Genomic DNA, 21,147 nt, shown 5'->3' on the forward strand with positions numbered 1-21,147 from the left:
TGTGCAGAGTATATGGCGGTTGCCTTCATAGTGTTGACGGCAGCCGCATTGCTTGACATGATGTAACTAGTTAGGGTGGCATAGTTATGAAATCAACCGATAAGGGAGTTATTTAGATGGATATACGTGGATTTGAAGTCGTGTCCGCTTATGAAGAGGCAGATATTAATTTGCCGCAGCGAAAGACAGCGGAAAGTGCCGGCTATGATATTGAATGTGCAGAAGAGGTAGAGATTCAACCGGGGGAAATGAGGTTAATCCCAACGGGGTTAAAAGCGTTTATGAATTATGATGAATATTTAGCAATTCATATTCGTTCCAGTATGGCGATTAAACGCGGATTGATGCTAGTGAACAGCACAGGAATTATAGACAGCGACTACTATAATAATGAAGATAATGAAGGACATATCCTAATTGCTATTCGTAATATGGGACATGAAACCGTAACCTTGGCTAAAGGAGAACGTGTAGCGCAGGGGATATTCTCTAAATATTTAGTAGCTACAGATGATCAAGCGACGGGCATCCGTACCGGTGGGATAGGTAGCACGGGCAAGTAATATCTTCTTGGTCATTAGAGCCATACAAAAAGAAATTTGTTTTGTCCCCGTAAATAATATATAGAAGGTTTTCGTTTTCTGTGATATAATCATACTAGAGTGTAGATGAAAAATTTTCGATATATTATCGATGGGAGGTTTTCTTGATGAATCAGAAAATTGCAAAAGCATTAAATGAACAGGTTATTTTTGAATTTAATTCCGCATACCTATATTTAGCAATGTCTTTGGCTATGGCTGATGCTCGTTTCAAAGGCTTTGCTGCATGGCTGCGCTTCCAGTATCAGGAAGAGATGGATCATGCATTTAAATTTGTGGATTATCTCGATAGCCGAAACGAAAGCGTAACCTTAGGCGATATCAAAGCGCATGCTGTTGATTTTACGGATCCCTTAAAGGTAGCCGAAGCAGTATACGCGCATGAACAGGTGATTACTGGTAAAATTAATGATCTCTACACATTGGCTGTAGAAGAAAAAGATTATGCTACGGTAAATTTCCTCAACTGGTTTGTAACGGAACAGGTAGAAGAAGAAGCTAATGCACGTGATTTGGTAGATGAATTTACATTTGCCGGTGATAGTCGCGCAAGCCAGTTGTTTGTGGATGCACGTTTAGGTGGTCGTGCTAAATAATTCTTTGATTACTAATTACATAGGTTTGAAAGAGTTGTTACAGTTATTGCTGTGACAACTCTTTTTCTTTTTAAAGTATTCCGTTCACAAGGCTCTCGAGAAATGATATATAAGTATTTATAAATTTTATGTTGCGTTAACTCGATGAACGTGTCTTTGTAGCTTATTATAAATGTATTTTGGTAGTTTGATTATATGTGTATATAAATAATCCTTGTTATTCTTGAATAATAGATGGATAGGGGGGTATAGAAATATAATGCTGATATGATGTTTGCCGGAGGCTGGTATGTTTAACCGTATGAATTAGTTTTTTGCAAAGATGAGAAAGGCTTCTTTGAAGTTTTTTATAAAAAGTTTAACTTTTTGACTTTTTGCGCTTGACAAAAGTCAAAAAGTCTAATATTATATAGCCAAGGTCAAAAGAACAAAAGAGCAAAAGACCAAAAAGTAAAAAAGAAGTGATGTATATGAGTCATCGATCAAGATGTCATCAAGAGAATATAATGAGGTGATGATTATGGGAATCTTGGCAGATCGGATTGAACAATTCATTTTGGAGAAACTCTTAGAAGAACAAGAACAAGCGATAGTGTTGCGCCGTAATGAATTGGCCGATGAACTTGAATGCGCCCCATCACAAATCAGTTATGTATTGAGTACTCGTTTTTCTACTGATAGAGGTTTTACCGTAGAGTCTCGTCGGGGCTTGGGCGGCTTTATCAGTATAACCCGTATTCCGGCTTCTGAAAATGCTGTGCCTCAGCAGGTGAAGAAAGAAGCCGTTCAAGATAAAAAGCCACTTACACTTGGTGCAGTAGATAATGCCTTATTTGATTTGATAAAGCATAAACTACTGACCAAGCGAGAGGCTGCGTTTCTTCACGAGGCGTTTGCGATTTTGATGGAAGAGTCCAATCAAGAGCAGCGGACAAAGCAGGTTCGTCGTTTATACGATGCGGTACTAAAATTAACGAGGGAGGCATAAGCTATGCTTTGTGATGAATGTAAGAAAAAAGAAGCTACTGTCCATATGACAAGCGTAATTAATAATAAGAAGACCGAAAGTCACTTATGTGCGGACTGTGCGGCTAAGCACGGTGGCTCCGGAAGTCCCTTTGGTACTTTCGGATTTGGCGGAAGCATTTTTGATAATGATTTCTTCACTAACGATTTCTTTACCAATGCGGTATATCCTGACGGAATGTTGGGACGACGAGGCCAAACGTGCAGCGGTTGCGGTATGACTTTCGCCGATTTTAATCGAACAGGAAAGTTTGGATGTGACCGGTGTTATGAAACGTTTGCCAGCGAAATTGATCCGTTGGTAAAACGTTTACAAGGGTCATTGGACTATGAAGGTCGTGTACCGGGACGAGGTACAGGGGTGTTTAAGACAAAACATCAGATTAAACGACTGCGTCAAGAATTGACAAAAGCAATTCAGGCAGAACATTTTGAAGAAGCAGCTAAGCTGCGCGATGAAATTAAAGTCTTGGAAGATTCATTGCAGCAAGGCGAAGCGTAAGGAGGGATTACGATGTTAGATCGAATTTTGGATGAGCCTCTCAGTAATTGGCTGAAACGGCCGGAACAAAGTGATACGAAAGAACACATCGTTATTTCCAGTCGCATTCGTTTGGCTCGTAACTTTAAAGATATAGTATTTACCAATCGTCAAGACAAAGAAGCACTGGCGAAGGTCGACACTATGATGCGAGGTATCTTGGGAGTATTAAAGAAGGCTGACGGTCATGAATACTCTAGTATCAGCCTTGATAAGCTGTCGGATGCGGAACGGGAAATCCTAGTGGAAAAGCATTTGATTAGTCCGGCTATGGCACAGAAAGCACCATATAGAGCGTTGGTTGTATCCGATGATGCATCTGTAGCCGTTATGGTGAATGAAGAAGATCACATTCGTATACAAGCAATGGCACCGGGGCTTGATTTAAGCAGTGCTTATGCTCATGCGGTGCAGGTAGATGATGCAATTGAAAGTAAATACGATTACGCATTTAATGAACATTTCGGCTACTTAACAGCATGTCCTACCAATGTGGGGACGGGCATGAGAGCTTCGGTTATGATGCATCTGCCGGCACTGGTAATGACAGGACGTATTAACCGCGTAGTACGCAGCATTTTACAGTTAGGCTATTCTGTACGAGGACTGTACGGTGAAGGTTCGGATGCATTGGGACATATTTATCAAGTATCCAATCAGTTAACAATGGGCATCAGCGAAGAGGATACTATTGCGCAGCTTGAAAAGGTTATTAACGGTTTGGTTGCGGAAGAACGTAAGGCGCGTCAGGCACTGCATGACGGTGACTGGGAAGCCTTTGAAGATAGAGTATGGCGTGCATATGGCACTTTGGAATATGCACGTCGCCTGTCCGGCGAAGAAGCGTTGTCGCTGTTAAGCGATGTACAACTGGGCATGGACATGGAAATATTGCCGAAAAAGGGTGATACATTCTTTAACGAATTAATTGTGATAACAAGACCGAATTTCTTGGCGAAGTATGCCGGTAAAGATGCGATGACAGCATCTGAACGAGATAGTTATCGCGCTAAAGTGATTCGTTCTTATATAGAAAAATGAGGTGATGGGATATGATGCAACGATTTACAGACGGAGCACAACGAGCATTAGCAATTGCTCAGGAAAAAGCAAAGGAGTTCGGCCATGATTATGTGGGTACAGAACACTTATTGCTTGGTTTATTAGAAGAAAAAAACAGCGTTGCCGCTAAGGCATTGCATAAATTAGGTTTACAGGATAAAGAGGCAGAAAAGGCTGTTCTTGATGCAGTCGGTCGCGGTTCTAATCATGGCGATACATTATACATGACACCGCGTACGAAACGAGTTCTTGAATTGGCTGTGGATAGTGCTAACCGCATGCAACACAGCTATGTGGGTAGCGAACATATTTTGCTAGGCATTCTCAGTGATGGCGGCGGCGTGGCAGTAGCTGTTTTACAGGCATTCGGTATTCGTGCCGAAGATATTGTAAAGGAAATTCAGGCTATGGTTGGTCGTGAAGGTGGCAGTAGTTCCGAAAGCGCCGGCGCTAACAGCGATCTCGGCGAAATAGCCGACTATGCCGTTGATTTGAACGAAGCAGCTAAACAAGGAAAGATTGATCCGGTTATCGGCCGTGACAATGAAATTAATCGTGTTATTCAAATTTTGAGTCGTCGTACGAAAAACAATCCGGTACTTATCGGTGAACCGGGCGTAGGTAAAACGGCGATTGCCGAAGGATTGGCGCAGCGCATCGTAAGTCAGAACGTGCCGGAAATCTTACGTAACAAACGTATTATTTCGCTAAGCTTGTCTTCCATGGTAGCCGGTGCCAAATATCGTGGTGAATTTGAAGAACGGCTGAAAAAAGTTATTGATGAAGTACAGTCTCATGATGATATGATTGTGTTCATTGACGAATTACATACATTGATTGGGGCCGGTGCTTCTGAAGGTGCTATGGATGCGGCAAATATTTTAAAACCGGCGTTGGCTCGCGGTAGCTTCCAAGTTATCGGTGCGACTACGCTGGATGAATATAAGAAACATATTGAAAAAGATGCAGCTTTGGAACGTCGTTTCCAACCGGTACAGGTAGGTGAACCGAGTGAAGAAGATGCATTGGAAATTTTGAAGGGGTTACGCGATCGGTATGAAGCATTCCATAAAGCAAAAATTACCGATGAAGCATTAAAGGCCGCCGTAGAATTGTCCAGTCGGTATATTTCCGATCGTTTCTTACCGGATAAGGCCATCGACGTTATGGATGAAGCAGCTTCTAAAGTGCGCATGCGCGTATTTACCGCTTCGCCGGATGTTAAGAAGTTGGAAGCAGAGTTAGCTGATGTACGCAAAGAAAAAGAGGCAGCCATTACGGCACAGAACTTTGAAGAAGCTGCTAAACTGCGTGACCGTGAAAAAGCATTGACGGAGGATATCGAAGCTAAGCAAGAAGCCCGTTCCAAAGAAGATGAAGAAAAATTAGTTGTTACGGAAGAAGATGTTGCCGAAGTCGTATCCGATTGGAGCGGTGTACCGGTAGCGCGTATTGCCGAAGAAGAATCGCAACGACTCCTTCGTTTGGAAGATGAATTGCATGAACGCGTAGTAGGTCAGAATGAAGCCGTAGTAGCCGTAGCTAAGGCAGTACGTCGTGCACGGGCCGGCTTAAAAGATCCGAAACGGCCTATCGGTTCGTTCCTCTTCTTAGGACCGACCGGGGTAGGGAAAACCGAATTGGCCCGTTCCTTGGCAGCTAGTCTGTTCGGTGACGAAAATGCTATGATTCGACTTGATATGTCGGAATACATGGAAAAACATACTGTGTCTCGCTTGGTTGGGGCACCTCCCGGATATGTTGGTTATGATGAAGGCGGTCAATTGACGGATGCGGTACGTCGTAAACCATATAGCGTAATCCTTTTTGACGAAGTTGAAAAAGCCCATGCAGATTTCTTCAATATTTTGCTCCAGGTATTGGATGATGGCCGTCTGACGGATAACCAAGGTCGTACCGTTGATTTCAGAAATACGGTTATTATCATGACCAGTAACTTAGGTGCTAAATTCCTTAAAACGGATGATGCAGCTGTGATGGGATTCTTAGCCGGTAAGAATAAAGATGGCAAAGAAGCAAACGATAATTTTGAAGAAGCCAAGAAATCGACGATGGAAGCAGTAAAACGTCATTTCAGACCTGAATTCTTGAATCGTATCGATGAAATGATTGTATTCCACCCGTTAACCGGCGATGATTTAAGCAAGATTGTCACCATCCTGTTGCGCTCCGTAACAAAACGTTTACACGAACGCGGATTGGAATTGGAAATCAGCGATGATGCTATGAAGTTATTGGTAAAAGAAGGTTCCGACTTTGCCTTTGGTGCACGCCCGCTGAAACGTGCTATTCAAAGACTTATTGAGGATCCGATTTCTGACTTGATTTTGAAAGGAGAGGCTAAGGAAGGTAGTACCATCAAAGCAGAAGCTAAGGATGGCGAAATTGAATTGACGGTATAACTGCAAGGCACGTCCTCACCGAAACAGATATCATCAACAAGAGAATTAATATTGCAACTTTAGCTAATACATGATACATTACAGATAGTAATGCAGGGATTAGCGATGGAAATCACGAATACTGTAACAGGTATTCGTGATTTTTTTATATAAGGAGGATGTATGGCGAAGGTAAAGACTACATTTTTTTGTAATAACTGTGGTGCCGAATCACCGCGGTGGTTAGGCAAGTGTCCTCAATGCGGGCAATGGAATACATTGGTTGAAGAGGTAGTACACGATAGCAATAAAAAATCAACATCCGCCGCGTATCGACCGGTGGATAGCACGGCGACCAAGCCTCTGGCATTGGATGATATACAAACGACGGGCGTAGCTCGTCTTACAACAGGGTACGGCGAAATCGATCGTGTACTTGGCGGCGGTATTGTTCCGGGATCCTTAGTACTGCTTGGCGGAGACCCCGGCATAGGCAAATCCACGCTACTCTTACAAGTTTCCGGACATATTGCAGAAAAAAGCGGTGTAGTCTTATATGCATCTGGCGAAGAATCGCAAACACAGTTAAAACTGCGGGCGGAACGACTTCACATTACTGGCAAACGCTTGCAGGTAATGGCGGATACACGTCTTGACGGTGTTTTAGCAGAAGCGGTTCGAAATAAACCGGTATTGCTTATTGTCGATTCCATTCAAACTATGTATACCGAAGATATTGAGTCGGCGCCGGGAAGTGTGGGCCAGGTAAGGGAATGTACGGCGCGGTTATTACGATTTGCTAAAGAAACAGGGGTACCAGTAGTTATTATCGGTCACGTTACTAAGGAAGGAAATATTGCAGGGCCACGCATGCTGGAACATATGGTAGATGTTGTACTTTATTTTGAAGGAGAACGGTCGTATCAATTTCGTATACTACGGGCTATAAAAAATCGTTTCGGTTCCACCTCGGAGACGGGGTTGTTTGCCATGGAAGAAGAAGGCTTAGGAGAACTACTGAATCCGTCGGCAACATTGCTGGCGGAGCGTACCGAAGAGGAAAGTGGTTCGGCTATTATGGCATACCTGGAAGGTGTTCGCCCTATTCTGGTAGAAGTGCAAAGTCTGGTCGTGACTACAGCATTCGGCATGCCGCGTAGAACATCCATCGGTTATGATTTGAATCGTTTGATTGTGTTATTGGCGGTGTTGGAAAAACGATGTCGGTTAACGTTGGGAAATAAAGATGTCTATGTAAATGTTATCGGCGGACTCAAAGTAAACGAGCCTGCTTGTGATTTGGCAATGGCCGTAGCTATCGTTTCCAATTTAAAAAATCGAGCTGTGCCGGCAGATATGGTTATTCTCGGTGAAGTCGGCCTTACCGGAGCAGTGCGCAGCATTCCTCGTATTGAGCAACGTATACAGGAGGCGGCAAAGCTTGGTTTCAGACGTTTTATTGTTCCAGCCGGTAACAAACAACAGTTAAAAAAACTGAACGGAGATATAACGGTACATGGTGTAAGTACAGTCGAAGAAGCATTACAGGCTGTATTTGGGTAATAAAATCATGGAATACCTGAAATTGTTCATGTATAATTTATGATTTTGCTGTACAATATTATATATACGGAAAGGAGGTGAAACGAAATATGTATAGGATTTTACGATATGTCATAGCCATCTTATTCGGAATCATGGGCTTCATGTTAATGGAGGCGTCCATGCCGATTTTATCGCCTATTATTGATGTGAAGTTTTTAAAAATGGGCTTTTTCGGTGTATCGCTGATGAAGATTTTAGCACTGATACTAGGCTCCGGTCTAGGCGGTGTGGTAGGCTACTTGATTTCAGCCTTTGTACTCGACCAAGGGATTCGCATGTCTAAACATGTAGAGCGTGTGTTATCTCATGTGCCGAGTCAAGAATTAATGGCCGGCACAGCCGGATTACTTTTCGGACTCATAATAGCAAATTTAATCGGCTTGGCATTTTACAGAGTTCCTATCATAGGCTCCTATATTCCTATCGTGTTAAGTGCTGTTCTCGGTTACATCGGTATGCAACTGGCCTCGCGAAAGGGTCCGGAATTGTATACTTCGCTATTGCAGTATAAGAGTGCACCGAAGGCGAAGAAAAAAGAAAAAGGAGACGCAAAAGCAGCGGCAATACAGGACGATCGTTTTTCCGGTATATCGGAAGCAAAACTGCTGGACACATCGGTGATTATCGACGGTCGCATCGCCGAACTGTGTGCTACTGGATTTTTAGAAGGTCCATTGGTAGTCCCTCTTTTTGTATTGGAAGAGTTGCAGCGCATTTCCGACTCGTCGGATACGTTGAAACGGAATCGCGGCCGACGCGGTTTGGATATTTTGCAGGATATGCAGCAACGAGATCTCATTCCGATTATTGTTATTGACGATGATTATGATGATATTGCCGAAGTAGATTCTAAATTGATGCGGCTGGCTTTGGAACGACGTTGGAAGATTATTACTAATGATTTTAATCTTAATAAGGTAGCGCGATTACAAGGCATAGCCGTATTGAATTTAAATGATTTGGCCAATGCATTAAAGCCGGCAATGATTCCGGGCGAATGGATTCGCGTGCAGGTTATCAAGGAAGGGAAAGAAAACGGTCAAGGCGTAGCCTATCTGGATGACGGAACTATGATTGTCATTGAAAACGGCGCCGAATATGTGGATACGTCTATTGATGTTATGGTTACTTCAATTTTACAAACCAGTGCGGGCCGTATGATTTTTACACGTGCTAAAGGGAGTAAGGAATGATTAGTTGTATTTTGTTGGTGGCCGGATGCGGTCGTCGCATGTGTATGAATAAGAATAAAATATTTCTTCGCATCGGAGGACTCTCCTTGGTGCAGTGGAATTTAAAACATCTACGAGAGGTTACGAATCTGGCAGAGGTAGTTATTGTTACGGCTCCCGGCGAGCGTGACTCCATTCAAGGCGAAGTGGCGGCTATGGGAGAATTTCCCTGGCGCGTTGTGTATTGTGATGGTGGCAAGGAACGGCAAGACTCGGTAGAAAACGGACTGGCCATGGTCGGTGACGATTGTAATGTCGTACTGGTTCACGACGGTGCGCGTCCTATGGCTACGGCTGAACTGTTTGAAGCGGTAGCGGCAAAGGCCGCCGAAGTCGGCGCTGCTTTAGCGGCGGTGCCGGCCGTGGATACCATTAAACGGGTGGATGGCGATGCCTCTCGAAGTTTGGCTACGTTACCGCGGGAAGAATTATATATTGCGCAAACGCCGCAGGGCTTTCGCAAAGATGTAATGATAGCCTCAAGACGCTATGCGGTTACCCATAAGGTGCGAGGCACCGATGATGTTTCATTGGTAGAAGCCATGGGAGAGCCGGTGGCCATTGTTGCCGGTGATTATAAGAATATCAAGATTACAACGCCGTCGGACAGACAGGCAGCCATGTGTTATTTAGGAGGGAAACAGCCCATGATGCGCGTAGGCTATGGCTACGATATTCACCGATTCAAAGAAGGACGCCCTTGTATTTTAGGTGGTGTTACCATTGAGAGTCCCATAGGGCCGGACGGTCATTCCGATGCAGATGTACTGATTCATGCCTTGATGGATGCTCTGTTGGGAGCTGCGGGATTACGGGATATCGGCTATTATTTCCCGCCGGAAGACATGCAGTATAAAGGGATTTCCAGCATGGAGCTGTTGCGCCGGGTGAATTTATTGTTGAAAGAAGAAGGGTTAAAAGCCTATAATGTAGATGTTATGGTTATTGCTGAGGCGCCGAAGTTAAAACCGCATATTGAGCAAATGAAAGAAAACATCGCTCGTGTGCTGGACATGGAGCCCGGCTATATAAGTGTAAAGGCTACTACCAACGAAATGCTTGGTGCCTTGGGCCGAAAAGAAGGTATTGCGGCACAGGCAGTAGTTACACTGTGTGAAAGAGAGGATTTGTGATTATGTCAAAAATGAAAGTTCGTTTCGCTCCGAGCCCGACGGGGCCGTTCCATATCGGTGGCGCACGCTCCGCTTTATTCAACTGGTTGTTGGCTCGCCGCGAAGGAGGTACATTCCTACTTCGTATCGAAGATACCGATTTGGTGCGCTCTACCCGTGAAAGCGAAGAAAATATTAAAGCCGCTTTAAAATGGTTAGGCATGGATTGGGACGAAGGTATTGACGTTGGCGGTGACAACGGTCCGTATCGCCAGACAGAACGACTCGATATTTATAAAGAAGTGACGGATCGTCTCATTGCCGAAGGCAAAGCATATTATTGCTATTGCACGGAAGAAGAATTGGAAGCGGAACGTCAAGCACAGTTGGCACGCGGCGAAACACCGAAGTACAACGGTCATTGCTGTCATTTGACGGAAGAGCAGCGCGCTGCTTACGAAGCGGAAGGACGTAAGCCGACGGTACGTCTTCGCGTACCTCTTAACGAAACCGTTGCGTTTGATGACATGGTTCGCGGTCATGTATCCTTCGAATCGAACGGTATCGGCGATTTTGTTATTGTTAAGTCCGACGGTATTCCGGTATATAACTATGCCGTTGTCATCGATGACCACACGATGGAAGTAACCCATGTTATTCGCGCGGAAGAACACTTATCTAATACGCCGCGACAGATTGTTATCTACAATGCCTTGGGCTGGGAGGTACCGACGTTCGGTCACATTTCGTTGATCATGGGCAAAGACGGTAAGAAGATGAGTAAACGTCATGGTGCTACATCGGTAGAACAATATAAAAACCTCGGTTACTTGCCGGAAGCAATCAATAACTTCTTGGCTCTTATGGGGTGGGCTCCGGAAGGCGAACAGGAACTCTTTACGACAGAAGAATTGATAAAGAACTTCTCCATGGATCGCGTTGCTAAAAACCCGGCCGTGTTCGACATTGATAAGTTGAATTGGATTAACTTCAATTACATGAAGAAACTTACCGATGAAGAATTATATAGGTTGTGTTTGCCATCGCTACAGGAAGCAGGCTATGCATCGGCGCAGCCCGATGAAGCGGAAAAAGCACGGCTTACCATGTTGTGCGTATGCTTGAAGGATCATATCAGTTACGGTGCGCAAATTAAAGAAGAAGCGGCTATGTTCTTTACCGACAGCATCAGTATTGACGAAGAACACCGTGACGATATCAAGGCTGTGTTGGCGGAAGAATCCTGCCCGACTGTATTAGCTGCTTTCAGCGATAAATTAAAAGCGATGGACGAAGTGACGCCGGAACAGGTAAAAGCAGCCATTAAGGCCATCATGAAGGAAACTAAACTGAAGGGTAAATTCGTGTTTATGCCGATTCGTGTGGCCATCACCGGACAGATGCACGGACCGGACTTAAACTACATCGTGCCGTTACTCGGTCGCGATACCGTATTGGCACGCTTGGCATCCGTAGATACATTGGCATAACACAGGTAGCGCCGTTAGGCGCATAAGGGAGGCAGTACAATGGAAACTATGTTGGAACGTTTTATTCGTTATACAAAAATTAATACGCGGTCAAATGAAGAAAGCACGACGGTGCCGTCTACCGAATCTCAGGTGGCCTTTGCCAAGATGTTGGCAGAGGATTTAGAACGTATCGGTATGCAAAACGTAATGATCAACCCGCGAAATGGTTTTGTAACGGCGGCATTGCCGGCGAATACGGATAAAAAGGTACCGGCTATAGGCTTTATTGCTCATATGGATACCGCCGATTACAATGCGGAAGGTATTTCTCCGCGCGTTATTGAATCCTATGACGGTAAGGACATCTTGCTAAATGAAAAGGAACAGATTTATAGTCGCGTAAAAGACTTCCCGAATTTAAAAAACTATGTAGGAAAAACACTGATTGTTACCGACGGTACAACTCTGTTGGGTGGTGATGACAAGGCAGGCATCGTAGAAATCATGGAAGCCTTACAATACTTAATGGCTCATCCGGACATCGAACATGGTCTTGTTATGTGTGCCTTCGGACCGGATGAAGAAATCGGGCGCGGTGCCAATTTGTTTGAACCGGATACTTTCCCTGTTGACTTTGCTTATACGGTGGACGGTTCTTGCTTAGGCGAACTGGAATACGAAACATTTAACGCTGCCGGAGCTACGGTTACCTTAAAGGGGATTTCCGTACATCCCGGTTCGGCAAAGAATACCATGATCAACTGCAATAAATTGGCGATGGAATTCGATCGCATGTTACCGCAGTGCGCCGTACCGGAATTAACCGAAGGCCATGAAGGCTTTATTATGTTGCAAAGCACTACTACCTCTATCGACAGCGGCGAAATGAGTTATATCATTCGCGATCACGACAGAGCAGCCTTTGAAGCTAAAAAACAATTATTCCTATTGGCAGGAAAAGTATTAAATGAACGGTACGGTACGGATGTAGTAACGATATCCATGAAAGATAGTTACTATAATATGTACGAAATTATTAAGGATCACATGGAATGCGTGGATGTTGCCAAGCGCGCCATGGAAGAAGCCGGCGTAACACCGATTATTCAACCGATTCGCGGCGGTACCGACGGTTCGAAAATTTCCTTTATGGGAATACCGACGCCGAATATTTTTACCGGTGTAGAAAACTTGCACGGTCGTCATGAATTTGCTTGTCTTGATGATATGCAAAAAGCGGTTGCCACTATTGTTAATATCTGTGATACGAATAAATAGTTTACTCTGAAATACTTTGACTTTATACGGCGGTCGTGGTATAGTATTACATATTGAAAATTTATAATGTAACGACTATGATTGAAAGAAGTACTTTTACACTAGCTTTACAGCGAGGACCGACTGGTGGAAGGGTTCAAGTATAGAAAAAAGGAATGCGTTCAGGAGTTGGTGGGTCGAATGATGCAGTAGACTAGCCCGGCGACGCCCGTTATGCGTATTGAGTGAGCGTGTACAGCGCTTAACAGAGTGGAACCGCGGGCCACCGTCTCTGTATGAGATGGTGGCCCTTTATATTTTTACGGAAGTGAGGCATCGGGGACGATGAGAGAAGTTAAAGTATTCAACACAATGACGAGGGAGAAAGAAGTATTTAAGCCTGTAAAAGAGGGGGAGGCTAAAATTTACGTCTGTGGCGTAACTCCCTACAATCACCCCCATATCGGTAATGCGCGCCCGTTTGTAACTTGGGATGTGATTCGCCGTTACTTAACGCATATCGGTTACAAAGTAACCTATGTGCAAAACTTTACGGATGTAGATGATAAAATTATTAACACCTCCAATGGCGAAGGCGTAAGCTGGGATACCATTGCTAATCGTTATATCGATTCGTATTTTGAAGTTATGGATGCCCTCAATGTACGTCATGCCGATATCTATCCGCGCGTGTCGGAACACATTGATGACATCATTGCCATGATTTCCCGTTTGGTGGAAAAAGGATACGCATACGAGTTGGACGGCGATGTGTACTACAGTGTAGAAAAATTCGAGCATTACGGTGAACTGTCCGGTCGTACGTTGGATGATATGGAAGCCGGTGCTCGCGTTGATGTAGACGATCGCAAGCATAACCCGATGGATTTTGCGTTGTGGAAAAGTGCTAAACCGGGGGAACCGTACTGGGAAAGTCCTTGGGGCAACGGTCGTCCGGGATGGCATATCGAATGCTCTGCCATGAGTAATAAATACTTGGGTGAGGAATTTGATTTCCACGGTGGCGGCAGTGACTTAATCTTCCCGCACCATGAAAATGAAATTGCCCAGTCAGAAGGGTGTAACGGTCATCATCCGTCCGTGCGCTACTGGTTGCACAATGGATTTATTACCATTAACCAAGAAAAAATGAGTAAATCCTTGAATAACTTCTTCTTGGTAAAAGATATCTTGGCAGAGTACAGTCCGGATGCATTGCGCTACTTCCTTTTGAGCACGCATTATCGCAGTCCTTTGGATTTCAGCGATGAACGCTTGGAAGAAGCCAATAAATCATTGGAACGCATGACGACGGCTATCGAAAACTTATTGTACTTGGAAGGCTGTGAAGACGGCCCGTGTGATGAAGAAGCAGCAGAATTATTAAAGAAGGCAAAAGCTTACGAAGAAGAATTTGAAGAAGCCATGTCCGATGATTTCAACACCGCATTAGCCGGAGCACCTATGTTCGGTTTGGCAAAAGAAATCAACATTTATTACCAGTCGGTACAGAACCAATCCGGCACGGTATGCCGCGAAACCATTGCGGAAGTAAAACGTATTTTCCGTATGATGACGGATATTCTCGGTATTTTGGAACAAGCATGGGAAGGTCCGAAGGCAGACGGAAAAGAATATGATGCGCTTATGCAGGTGATTCTGCGCGTACGTCAGCATTGCCGCGATAAAAAATTATGGGACGTAGCGGACGCAATTCGTGACGAATTGAATGAATTGGGTATTATTATCGAAGATTCTCCGCAGGGAGCACGGTGGAAGAAACGTGAAATTTAAACAATATCAGTTTTTACGAGACAGAGCCGTTGCTATATTGAAAGAACAAGACACGCATGAGGGGATGCACACCGTTGAGGCGGCAGAGGATTCCCTCATGCTTGCCTATATGGGGGATGCGCTGTATTCTCTATATGTACGAGAACGTGTGATTGCTACGGGCATTGCCAAAGTGCAGGTACTTCACACGATAGTGACGGAATTTATCTGTGCCAAATCACAGGCGAAGGCGTTACCGGTACTGGAAACCTTGTTTACGGAAGAAGAACATGAGGTGGCCAGACGGGCACGCAACGGTCATGTGAACGTGCCGAAGAGTGCTACCGTACAGGAATACCGAGCCAGTACGGCATTTGAAGCCGTACTCGGTTATTTATATTATGAAGGGCGCCGGGATCGATTGCAGAGCCTGATGGCAAAAGCATTTTCGGTTACGCTGGAGAATTTACACTTTTAACTATCCGAAGAATGCTGAACTGATAAGAAAGGACGACCATGGAAGAATATATTGTAGGACGCAATGCTGTTCGCGAGGCATTGCGGTCGGGACGACCCATTCAACGCCTGTTGGTGACTACCGAGAAAGGGCAAGGCTCACTGAAAGAAATTATTGCCTTGGCAAAGGATAAGGGCATTGAAGTACGTCACGTACCGGAATCACAGCTACAGGCTTGTGCTCACGGTAATGTGCATCAAGGCGTGGCGGCCATGGTTGCCACCGTACATTTTGCTTCGCTGGATGATGTACTGGCACAAGCAAAGGGAACGCCGCTGCTTATTCTGACGGACGGTGTAGAGGATCCGCACAATATGGGAGCAATTATTCGCACCGCAGAATGTGTAGGTGCTACGGCTGTTCTCATACCGAAACGTCACAATGCGCCGATTAACGCAACAGTGGCAAAGACATCGGCCGGGGCGGTAGAGTTTATTCCTTTAGTGCAAGTGGGCAATGTGGCACAAACCATTAAGGAGTTACAGAAGCAGGGCTTTTGGGTAATGGGCGCTCATATGGAAGGCGACAGAACGATGTACGAGGCAGACATGACAGTACCTACTGTGTTGGTGGTGGGGAACGAGGGCAAAGGCCTTAGTCGTTTAACCAAAGAAAGCTGTGATTTTTTGGTGACGATTCCTATGGCAGGACGCCTTAATTCCTTGAACGCTTCGGTAGCAGCGGCATTGCTCATGTATGAGGCACAGCGACAAAGGCAGGCTTGATACTATGAAGGCAGACATATTGCTGGTTGACGGATATAATGTAATTTTTGCATGGCCCGAACTCAAACGATTGAGTAAGCAATCATTATCGCATGCGCGTAGTCGTTTGCGACATATACTGCAGAACTATGGTATGTTCAAGGGCTATTACGTTATTTTGGTATTTGACGGTAAGTATGCGGGAATGGCACCGGCGGAGGAGGAAGTGTCGCCGGACTTTTTGGAAGTGTATACGGCGGAAGGCGTGACGGCGGATTCATATATTGAAAAAGCAGTATTTATCCGTAAAAACAGCTTCCGCAATATTTATGTGTGCACATCGGATCACGCGGAACAAAACCAGATTCTCGGTTCCGGGGGCCTTCGTATTTCCGCGCGGGAACTATTGCGGCAAGTAGAACGGGCCAAGTTGGATGAACGACGTCATTACAGACATACGCATACCGGTGACAGCGTTCGGTTGGAACGCAATGAATTCGGTCGTCTTATCGAGGGGACAAAGGCAGCCGAAGGTTGGGAAACAATGCGCCTTAACGGCAAGAAACGAGAGAACAAGGAATAGTAAGTAAATACGAATGAACCCTTGCGTTACGGCAAGGGTTAACGTATAATGGAGGATGTATTGATACATCGTTCTTGTATGTAACGGAGGGCCGTAAATGAGCGTGATAAGACAGCATTATGAAGGTTATGACCGCTTTGAGGGCTTGAAGGATGAGGACATTGTCAGATATATACAGGCAACTAAAGATGAAATTGCTATAGATTTTCTTGTAGAGAAGTATAAAAATTTTGTACGAGCTCGAGCGCGGACATACTTTATTGTCGGTGCAGACAGAGAAGATTTAATTCAGGAAGGGATGATTGGTCTTTATAAGGCCATGCGTGATTTTAAAGCCGATCGCACCGCATCGTTTAGGGCATTTGCCGAATTGTGTATTGTACGACAAATTATTACAGCAATAAAAACAGCGACGCGGCAAAAGCACATTCCTCTGAATTCATATGTATCTCTCAATACCCCGATTTACACGGATGAGTCGGAACGTAAATTGGAGGATGTCATTTCCGAAGGACAAGTAGCCAGTCCGGAAGAGGAAATGATAAACCACGAGGACTTGGTAGCTATGGAAAATTCCATCGGTATCATCCTCAGTAAATTCGAAGCTCGGGTAATGACGGCCTATTTAGACGGGAAAAGTTATCAGGAAATCGGTGAAGAGGTAGGACGCAGTGTCAAGTCCATCGACAATGCTCTGCAACGGGCTAAGCGCAAGTTGGAGCAACATTGGGGAATTCACCATAAAAATAAAGGCGCGGCAGCCGGTAAGGAAGGATGAACGAAGTGAAAAGCTTTTTGATGTTTGCAGAGGTAATCGTTTCTGTATTATTAATTGTGGTAGTGGTGATGCAGTCAAGCAAGAGTGCAGGCATGGGCGGTGCTGTATCGGGCGCGGCTGATTCCGTGTTTGGCGGTAAAGCACGCGGCATTGACGGATTTTTATCCAAATGCACTATCGTGTTGGCGGTTATTTTTGCCGTGTTGAGCCTTGTATTAGGGTTCTTATTAAACCAATATTAATAGGAGGGCCTGCGTATGCGGGTCTTTTTTTATAGAAAGCGAGACGACAGTATATGCGAGAGGCAATAGACAGACAAGAAATAAAAGAGCAGTTGCTCACTTTTTATAAAGACATTGCACCGGAAGCCTATCATGTGGAGGATGCAGCGTATATGCTGGGCATGAAAAGCGCCGATGAAGTAGCGGCCTTTATGGATGCCGTGGATGAAGCAAAGCGGGACGGGCTATTGATGACAAAGGACGGAGAGTATTATAGGTATGCGCCGGCAGTGGCCAAAGGAATGATGGCAGAAGGAATTTATAAAAGCTATCGCAAGAGCTTTGGCTTTGTGGTAGGTCCCAATTTGGAAGAGGATATTCATATTTCCGAAGAACATCGTCACGGAGCTATGCAGAACGACAAGGTGCGAGTGCGGATTATCGGAGCCGAGAAGGGACGACGCCGAGAAGGTGAAATCGTAGCGATTATCGAACGAGCCAATACGATTATTGTTGGTACTTACGATCGCCAGAAAAAATTTGGCTTTGTGAAACCTGACGATGAACGGATTACCGAGGATATTTATATCAGCCTGGATCATGCGCTGGATGCACGCAGCGGTGCTAAAGTGGCGGTGGAAATTATTAAATGGCCGGAAGGCAATGAATTGCCGGAAGGACGTATTACTGCCGTACTCGGCTATGAAGGTGATAAGGGTCTTGACATTAATTGCATTATGGCACAGCATAAGATCCCCTTTGCTTTCCCCGAAGATGTACTGAAGGAAACGGAGTCTATCAGCATGACCGTTCTGCCGGAAAAGGGTCGATTGGATTTACGGAACGAACCGATGGTTACCATTGACGGCGAAGATGCGAAAGACTTGGATGATGCGGTCAGTGTTAAGCGCTTGCCTAACGGACATTGTCAGCTGGGTGTTCACATTGCGGATGTAAGCAACTATGTGGTGGCGAATACGGCGATCGATCGCGAAGCGTACAGCCGTGGTACCAGTGTGTACTTGGTTGACCGTGTAGTACCGATGTTACCGACGATTTTATCCAACGGAATTTGTAGTTTAAATGCCGGTGAAGACCGTTATGCCATGAGTTGCATTATGGAAATCGATGACGATGGTACTGTGGTGGAATCAACTATCAGTCCTTCGGTTATTCGGGTTGACCGACGCTGTAGCTATCGCGAAATTTACCAAGCCTTGGAAGAAGACATTATTCCGGACACCTTAGTCCCGCTGATGCCGATGGTAAAAGAGCTGCGGAATGTGGCCGAAACATTGATGGACATGCGTCATCGGCGCGGTGCTATCAATTTTGAGTTCCCGGAATTTAAAATTATTCTTGACGGTGACGGTACGCCACTGCGCATCGTTAAACGGGAACGGACGATTGCGGAAAAAATCATCGAAGAATGTATGCTGATTGCCAACGAAACGGTAGCTTGCTATCTGCGTGATCACGCGCCGGCCTCGGTGTATCGTATTCATGAAACGCCGAATGCGGAAAAACTGGCAGCACTACAAAACGTATTGCAGTATCTGGGACGTAATGAACGCTTTACCGAAGATGTGACGCCGAAGGATGTACAGAAATTTTTGGAAAGCGTCAGCGGTGAAGACATTGAGCAGGTTGCCCAGGTCATGACACTTCGCTCCATGCAGCAGGCGCGTTACTCTGCCAACAATGCAGGACATTTCGGTTTGGCGTCGGAATGCTATACGCATTTTACATCGCCGATTCGCCGTTACCCTGATTTGATGGTGCACCGTTTGCTGAAAAAAACGATGCATTGGCATGACGGCTACAGCAAGCGCGATGACGATATAGCGTATTTGGCAGAAGCAGCCGAACACTGCTCCATGCAGGAACAGGTAGCGGTGGAAGCCGAACGCGATACGGATGATTTGAAAAAAGTACAATATATGGAACGCTATGTCGGTGAGGTATTTACAGGACGAATTAATTCTATTACCGGATTTGGGATGTTCGTCGAATTGGAGAATGGCATTGACGGATTGGTACACGTATCCATGATGGAAGATGACCACTACTTCTTTGATGAAGATCACTTCCTATTGGTAGGACGTCGCACGGGCAAACAATATCACCTGGGACAGGAAGTAACGGTTACGCTGATTAAGGCAGACACGGAACGACGCCAAATTGATTTTGTCCTCGGCGAAGTAGAAAACTTAGCCGCCTTGCAACGACGTTGGCTGGATAAAAGTATGAAGCGCGACAGTCAGGCCGGTCGCAAGAAAGGTAATGCCGGGTCATCTGCCGGGGGTAGGAGCAAAGCTAAGAAGAGTCGCAACGGTAAATCCGGCAGCGGGAAAGGAAAAAAGAAAAAGGCCCATGCATCGCGTAAGCGTAATCGCAGTAAAGGAAAACATAGAAAATAGTTGAAAGCATAAAAAGAATTGAACGCATGAAAAGGGAATAAAAATATAGAAAAGAATTGAAACAGGAGGGATACCATTGGCAAAGACAAAGAAGGACAGTACCAGCTTAATTGCGGATAATCGCAAGGCACGTCATGATTATCATATTCATGAAACCTATGAAGCCGGCATTGCCCTAACCGGGACAGAGGTAAAATCGATTCGCCAAGGTCGACTCAATTTGAAGGACAGCTTTTGCGGTATTGAAAATGGAGAGCTCTTTCTCTATCAGGCACATATTAGCCATTACGAACAGGGCAATCAATTCAATCATGAACCGGAACGGACACGTAAGCTATTAATGCATAAGGCGGAAATTCATAAATTGTTGGGGCAGGTCAAAGAGAAGGGCTTCTCTTTAGTGCCGTTGAATTTTCACTATAGTCATGGCTTGATTAAAGTTACCGTAGGTCTTGTGACAGGGAAAAAGAATTATGATAAGCGACAGGATATGGCGGAACGAGATGCGAAGCGTGATATTCAGCGGCGCATGAAAGAACAAGATCGCTATTAATTAAAATAATTGACAAGCTAATGAGGTATTGCGTATAATAAAGTTTGCACATGATATGTGCGTACTCGCGGGGACGTAATGGTTTCGACAGGGATGCGTGTATCATGGATAGCGAGCCGGCGTTCCATTAGGCCGTTAAACGGTGGAACCTTTAAATTAAACGCAAAAGAAAACTTTGCATTAGCTGCATAAGCTACGTCTTACCTCTCTTCGCCCGTGAGAGGGGATAAGGCGTCAAACTACGGGCTGGTTTAACTCACTTGCTCAAATGAGTTAAATAAGATTCCTTGAGCTGGGACAGTGTAGTTTGTCGTTGTACAATAGCTGTCTGAGATTTAAAACAGCGACTGCGCTCGGAGAAGTCCTTGGGGCACCGTTTTTGGACAGGGGTTCGATTCCCCTCGTCTCCACCACATGCTTGGTCGGTTTTGCGAAATGTGTTAATCATGGAGAAATATCGGCCAAATACATTCCATTATACTGTGAGAGGTAGCATTTAATATTAAATTTTTAATTACCTCAATTTTTTCCCCCTCGCTATCCTCTCAGCAAAACAAGCCACTATGTAAGTAGTGGCTTGTTTTGTTATATACCGTAATTTACGAAGAATGCCGAGTTTGGATTATCGTAGTGGCTCCGGTTGAAATCCGGATAACTCTTTTGTTAACTTTGGTGTAGTATACAGTTGACT

General features: G+C 45.0%; 19 protein-coding genes, 1 other RNA gene and 1 other annotated feature. All 20 genes read left to right on the plus strand.

All coding sequences use genetic code 11. From position 1 onward, the window contains the following. Positions 1–116: 116 nt before the first annotated feature. The 20 genes from dut (at position 117) to ssrA (ending at position 20,869) form a co-directional block, all read left to right on the plus strand. Positions 117–563, plus strand: a complete 447-nt coding sequence (dut, locus tag G344_RS0107520) for a dUTP diphosphatase (protein WP_028255658.1) — start codon at positions 117–119, stop codon at positions 561–563. A 146-nt stretch (positions 564–709) separates the two neighbouring features. Beyond that, complete coding sequence (locus G344_RS0107525; protein WP_051245863.1) at positions 710–1,198, plus strand: ferritin; 489 nt, start codon at positions 710–712, stop codon at positions 1,196–1,198. 520 nt (positions 1,199–1,718) lie between these two features. Further along, entirely contained in the window at positions 1,719–2,186 is a 468-nt protein-coding gene (locus G344_RS0107530; protein WP_028255660.1) for a CtsR family transcriptional regulator, read from the plus strand. A gap of 3 nt (positions 2,187–2,189) precedes the next feature. Next, complete coding sequence (locus G344_RS0107535) at positions 2,190–2,726, plus strand: UvrB/UvrC motif-containing protein (protein WP_028255661.1); 537 nt, start codon at positions 2,190–2,192, stop codon at positions 2,724–2,726. Positions 2,727–2,738: 12 nt separating this feature from the next. Continuing rightward, positions 2,739–3,806, plus strand: coding sequence for a protein arginine kinase (locus tag G344_RS0107540; protein WP_028255662.1), 1,068 nt, complete (start codon positions 2,739–2,741; stop codon positions 3,804–3,806). A gap of 11 nt (positions 3,807–3,817) precedes the next feature. After that, the gene (locus G344_RS0107545) at positions 3,818–6,250 is read left to right on the plus strand and encodes an ATP-dependent Clp protease ATP-binding subunit (RefSeq protein ID WP_028255663.1); all 2,433 of its coding nucleotides are present in this window, start codon (positions 3,818–3,820) and stop codon (positions 6,248–6,250) included. 162 nt (positions 6,251–6,412) lie between these two features. After that, positions 6,413–7,792, plus strand: a complete 1,380-nt coding sequence (gene radA, locus G344_RS0107550; RefSeq protein ID WP_028255664.1) for a DNA repair protein RadA — start codon at positions 6,413–6,415, stop codon at positions 7,790–7,792. An 89-nt stretch (positions 7,793–7,881) separates the two neighbouring features. Next, a complete protein-coding gene (locus tag G344_RS0107555) occupies positions 7,882–9,027 on the plus strand; it encodes a PIN/TRAM domain-containing protein (RefSeq protein ID WP_038155270.1) in 1,146 nt (381 codons plus the stop codon). After that, positions 9,024–10,199, plus strand: a complete 1,176-nt coding sequence (gene ispF, locus G344_RS0107560; RefSeq protein WP_028255666.1) for a 2-C-methyl-D-erythritol 2,4-cyclodiphosphate synthase — start codon at positions 9,024–9,026, stop codon at positions 10,197–10,199. The genes G344_RS0107555 and ispF overlap by 4 nt, the downstream gene beginning before the upstream one ends. A gap of 2 nt (positions 10,200–10,201) precedes the next feature. Further along, the gene (gltX, locus tag G344_RS0107565) at positions 10,202–11,668 is read left to right on the plus strand and encodes a glutamate--tRNA ligase (RefSeq protein ID WP_028255667.1); all 1,467 of its coding nucleotides are present in this window, start codon (positions 10,202–10,204) and stop codon (positions 11,666–11,668) included. Between the two features lie 39 nt (positions 11,669–11,707). Beyond that, positions 11,708–12,928 carry a peptidase T gene (gene pepT, locus G344_RS0107570; protein WP_028255668.1) on the plus strand — a complete coding sequence of 407 codons (1,221 nt, stop codon included), beginning with the start codon at positions 11,708–11,710 and terminating at the stop codon, positions 12,926–12,928. A gap of 68 nt (positions 12,929–12,996) precedes the next feature. Continuing rightward, positions 12,997–13,204, plus strand: a binding site (T-box leader). A gap of 48 nt (positions 13,205–13,252) precedes the next feature. After that, on the plus strand, positions 13,253–14,701 hold the full coding sequence (gene cysS / locus G344_RS0107575; protein WP_028255669.1) for a cysteine--tRNA ligase: 1,449 nt from the start codon (positions 13,253–13,255) through the stop codon (positions 14,699–14,701). After that, positions 14,691–15,158 (plus strand): Mini-ribonuclease 3, encoded by a 468-nt coding sequence (locus G344_RS0107580; RefSeq protein ID WP_028255670.1) that lies wholly within the window; start codon positions 14,691–14,693, stop codon positions 15,156–15,158. Before cysS ends, G344_RS0107580 begins: the two co-directional genes overlap by 11 nt. Positions 15,159–15,196: 38 nt before the next feature. Then, a complete protein-coding gene (gene rlmB, locus G344_RS0107585) occupies positions 15,197–15,922 on the plus strand; it encodes a 23S rRNA (guanosine(2251)-2'-O)-methyltransferase RlmB (RefSeq protein ID WP_028255671.1) in 726 nt (241 codons plus the stop codon). A 4-nt stretch (positions 15,923–15,926) separates the two neighbouring features. Next, a complete protein-coding gene (locus tag G344_RS0107590; RefSeq protein ID WP_028255672.1) occupies positions 15,927–16,484 on the plus strand; it encodes a YacP-like NYN domain-containing protein in 558 nt (185 codons plus the stop codon). Positions 16,485–16,581: 97 nt separating this feature from the next. Further along, the gene (gene sigH, locus G344_RS0107595) at positions 16,582–17,262 is read left to right on the plus strand and encodes an RNA polymerase sporulation sigma factor SigH (RefSeq protein WP_028255673.1); all 681 of its coding nucleotides are present in this window, start codon (positions 16,582–16,584) and stop codon (positions 17,260–17,262) included. A 5-nt stretch (positions 17,263–17,267) separates the two neighbouring features. Next, entirely contained in the window at positions 17,268–17,504 is a 237-nt protein-coding gene (secG, locus tag G344_RS0107600; protein WP_028255674.1) for a preprotein translocase subunit SecG, read from the plus strand. Between the two features lie 80 nt (positions 17,505–17,584). Beyond that, on the plus strand, positions 17,585–19,903 hold the full coding sequence (gene rnr / locus G344_RS0107605) for a ribonuclease R (protein WP_028255675.1): 2,319 nt from the start codon (positions 17,585–17,587) through the stop codon (positions 19,901–19,903). A 76-nt stretch (positions 19,904–19,979) separates the two neighbouring features. Then, positions 19,980–20,456 (plus strand): SsrA-binding protein SmpB, encoded by a 477-nt coding sequence (gene smpB, locus G344_RS0107610; RefSeq protein WP_028255676.1) that lies wholly within the window; start codon positions 19,980–19,982, stop codon positions 20,454–20,456. A 69-nt stretch (positions 20,457–20,525) separates the two neighbouring features. Continuing rightward, positions 20,526–20,869: a transfer-messenger RNA gene (gene ssrA, locus G344_RS11725) on the plus strand. Positions 20,870–21,147 lie beyond the last annotated feature (278 nt).

The sequence above is a fragment of the Veillonella magna DSM 19857 genome, assembly GCF_000428745.1.
Lineage (GTDB): Bacteria > Bacillota > Negativicutes > Veillonellales > Veillonellaceae > Veillonella_A > Veillonella_A magna.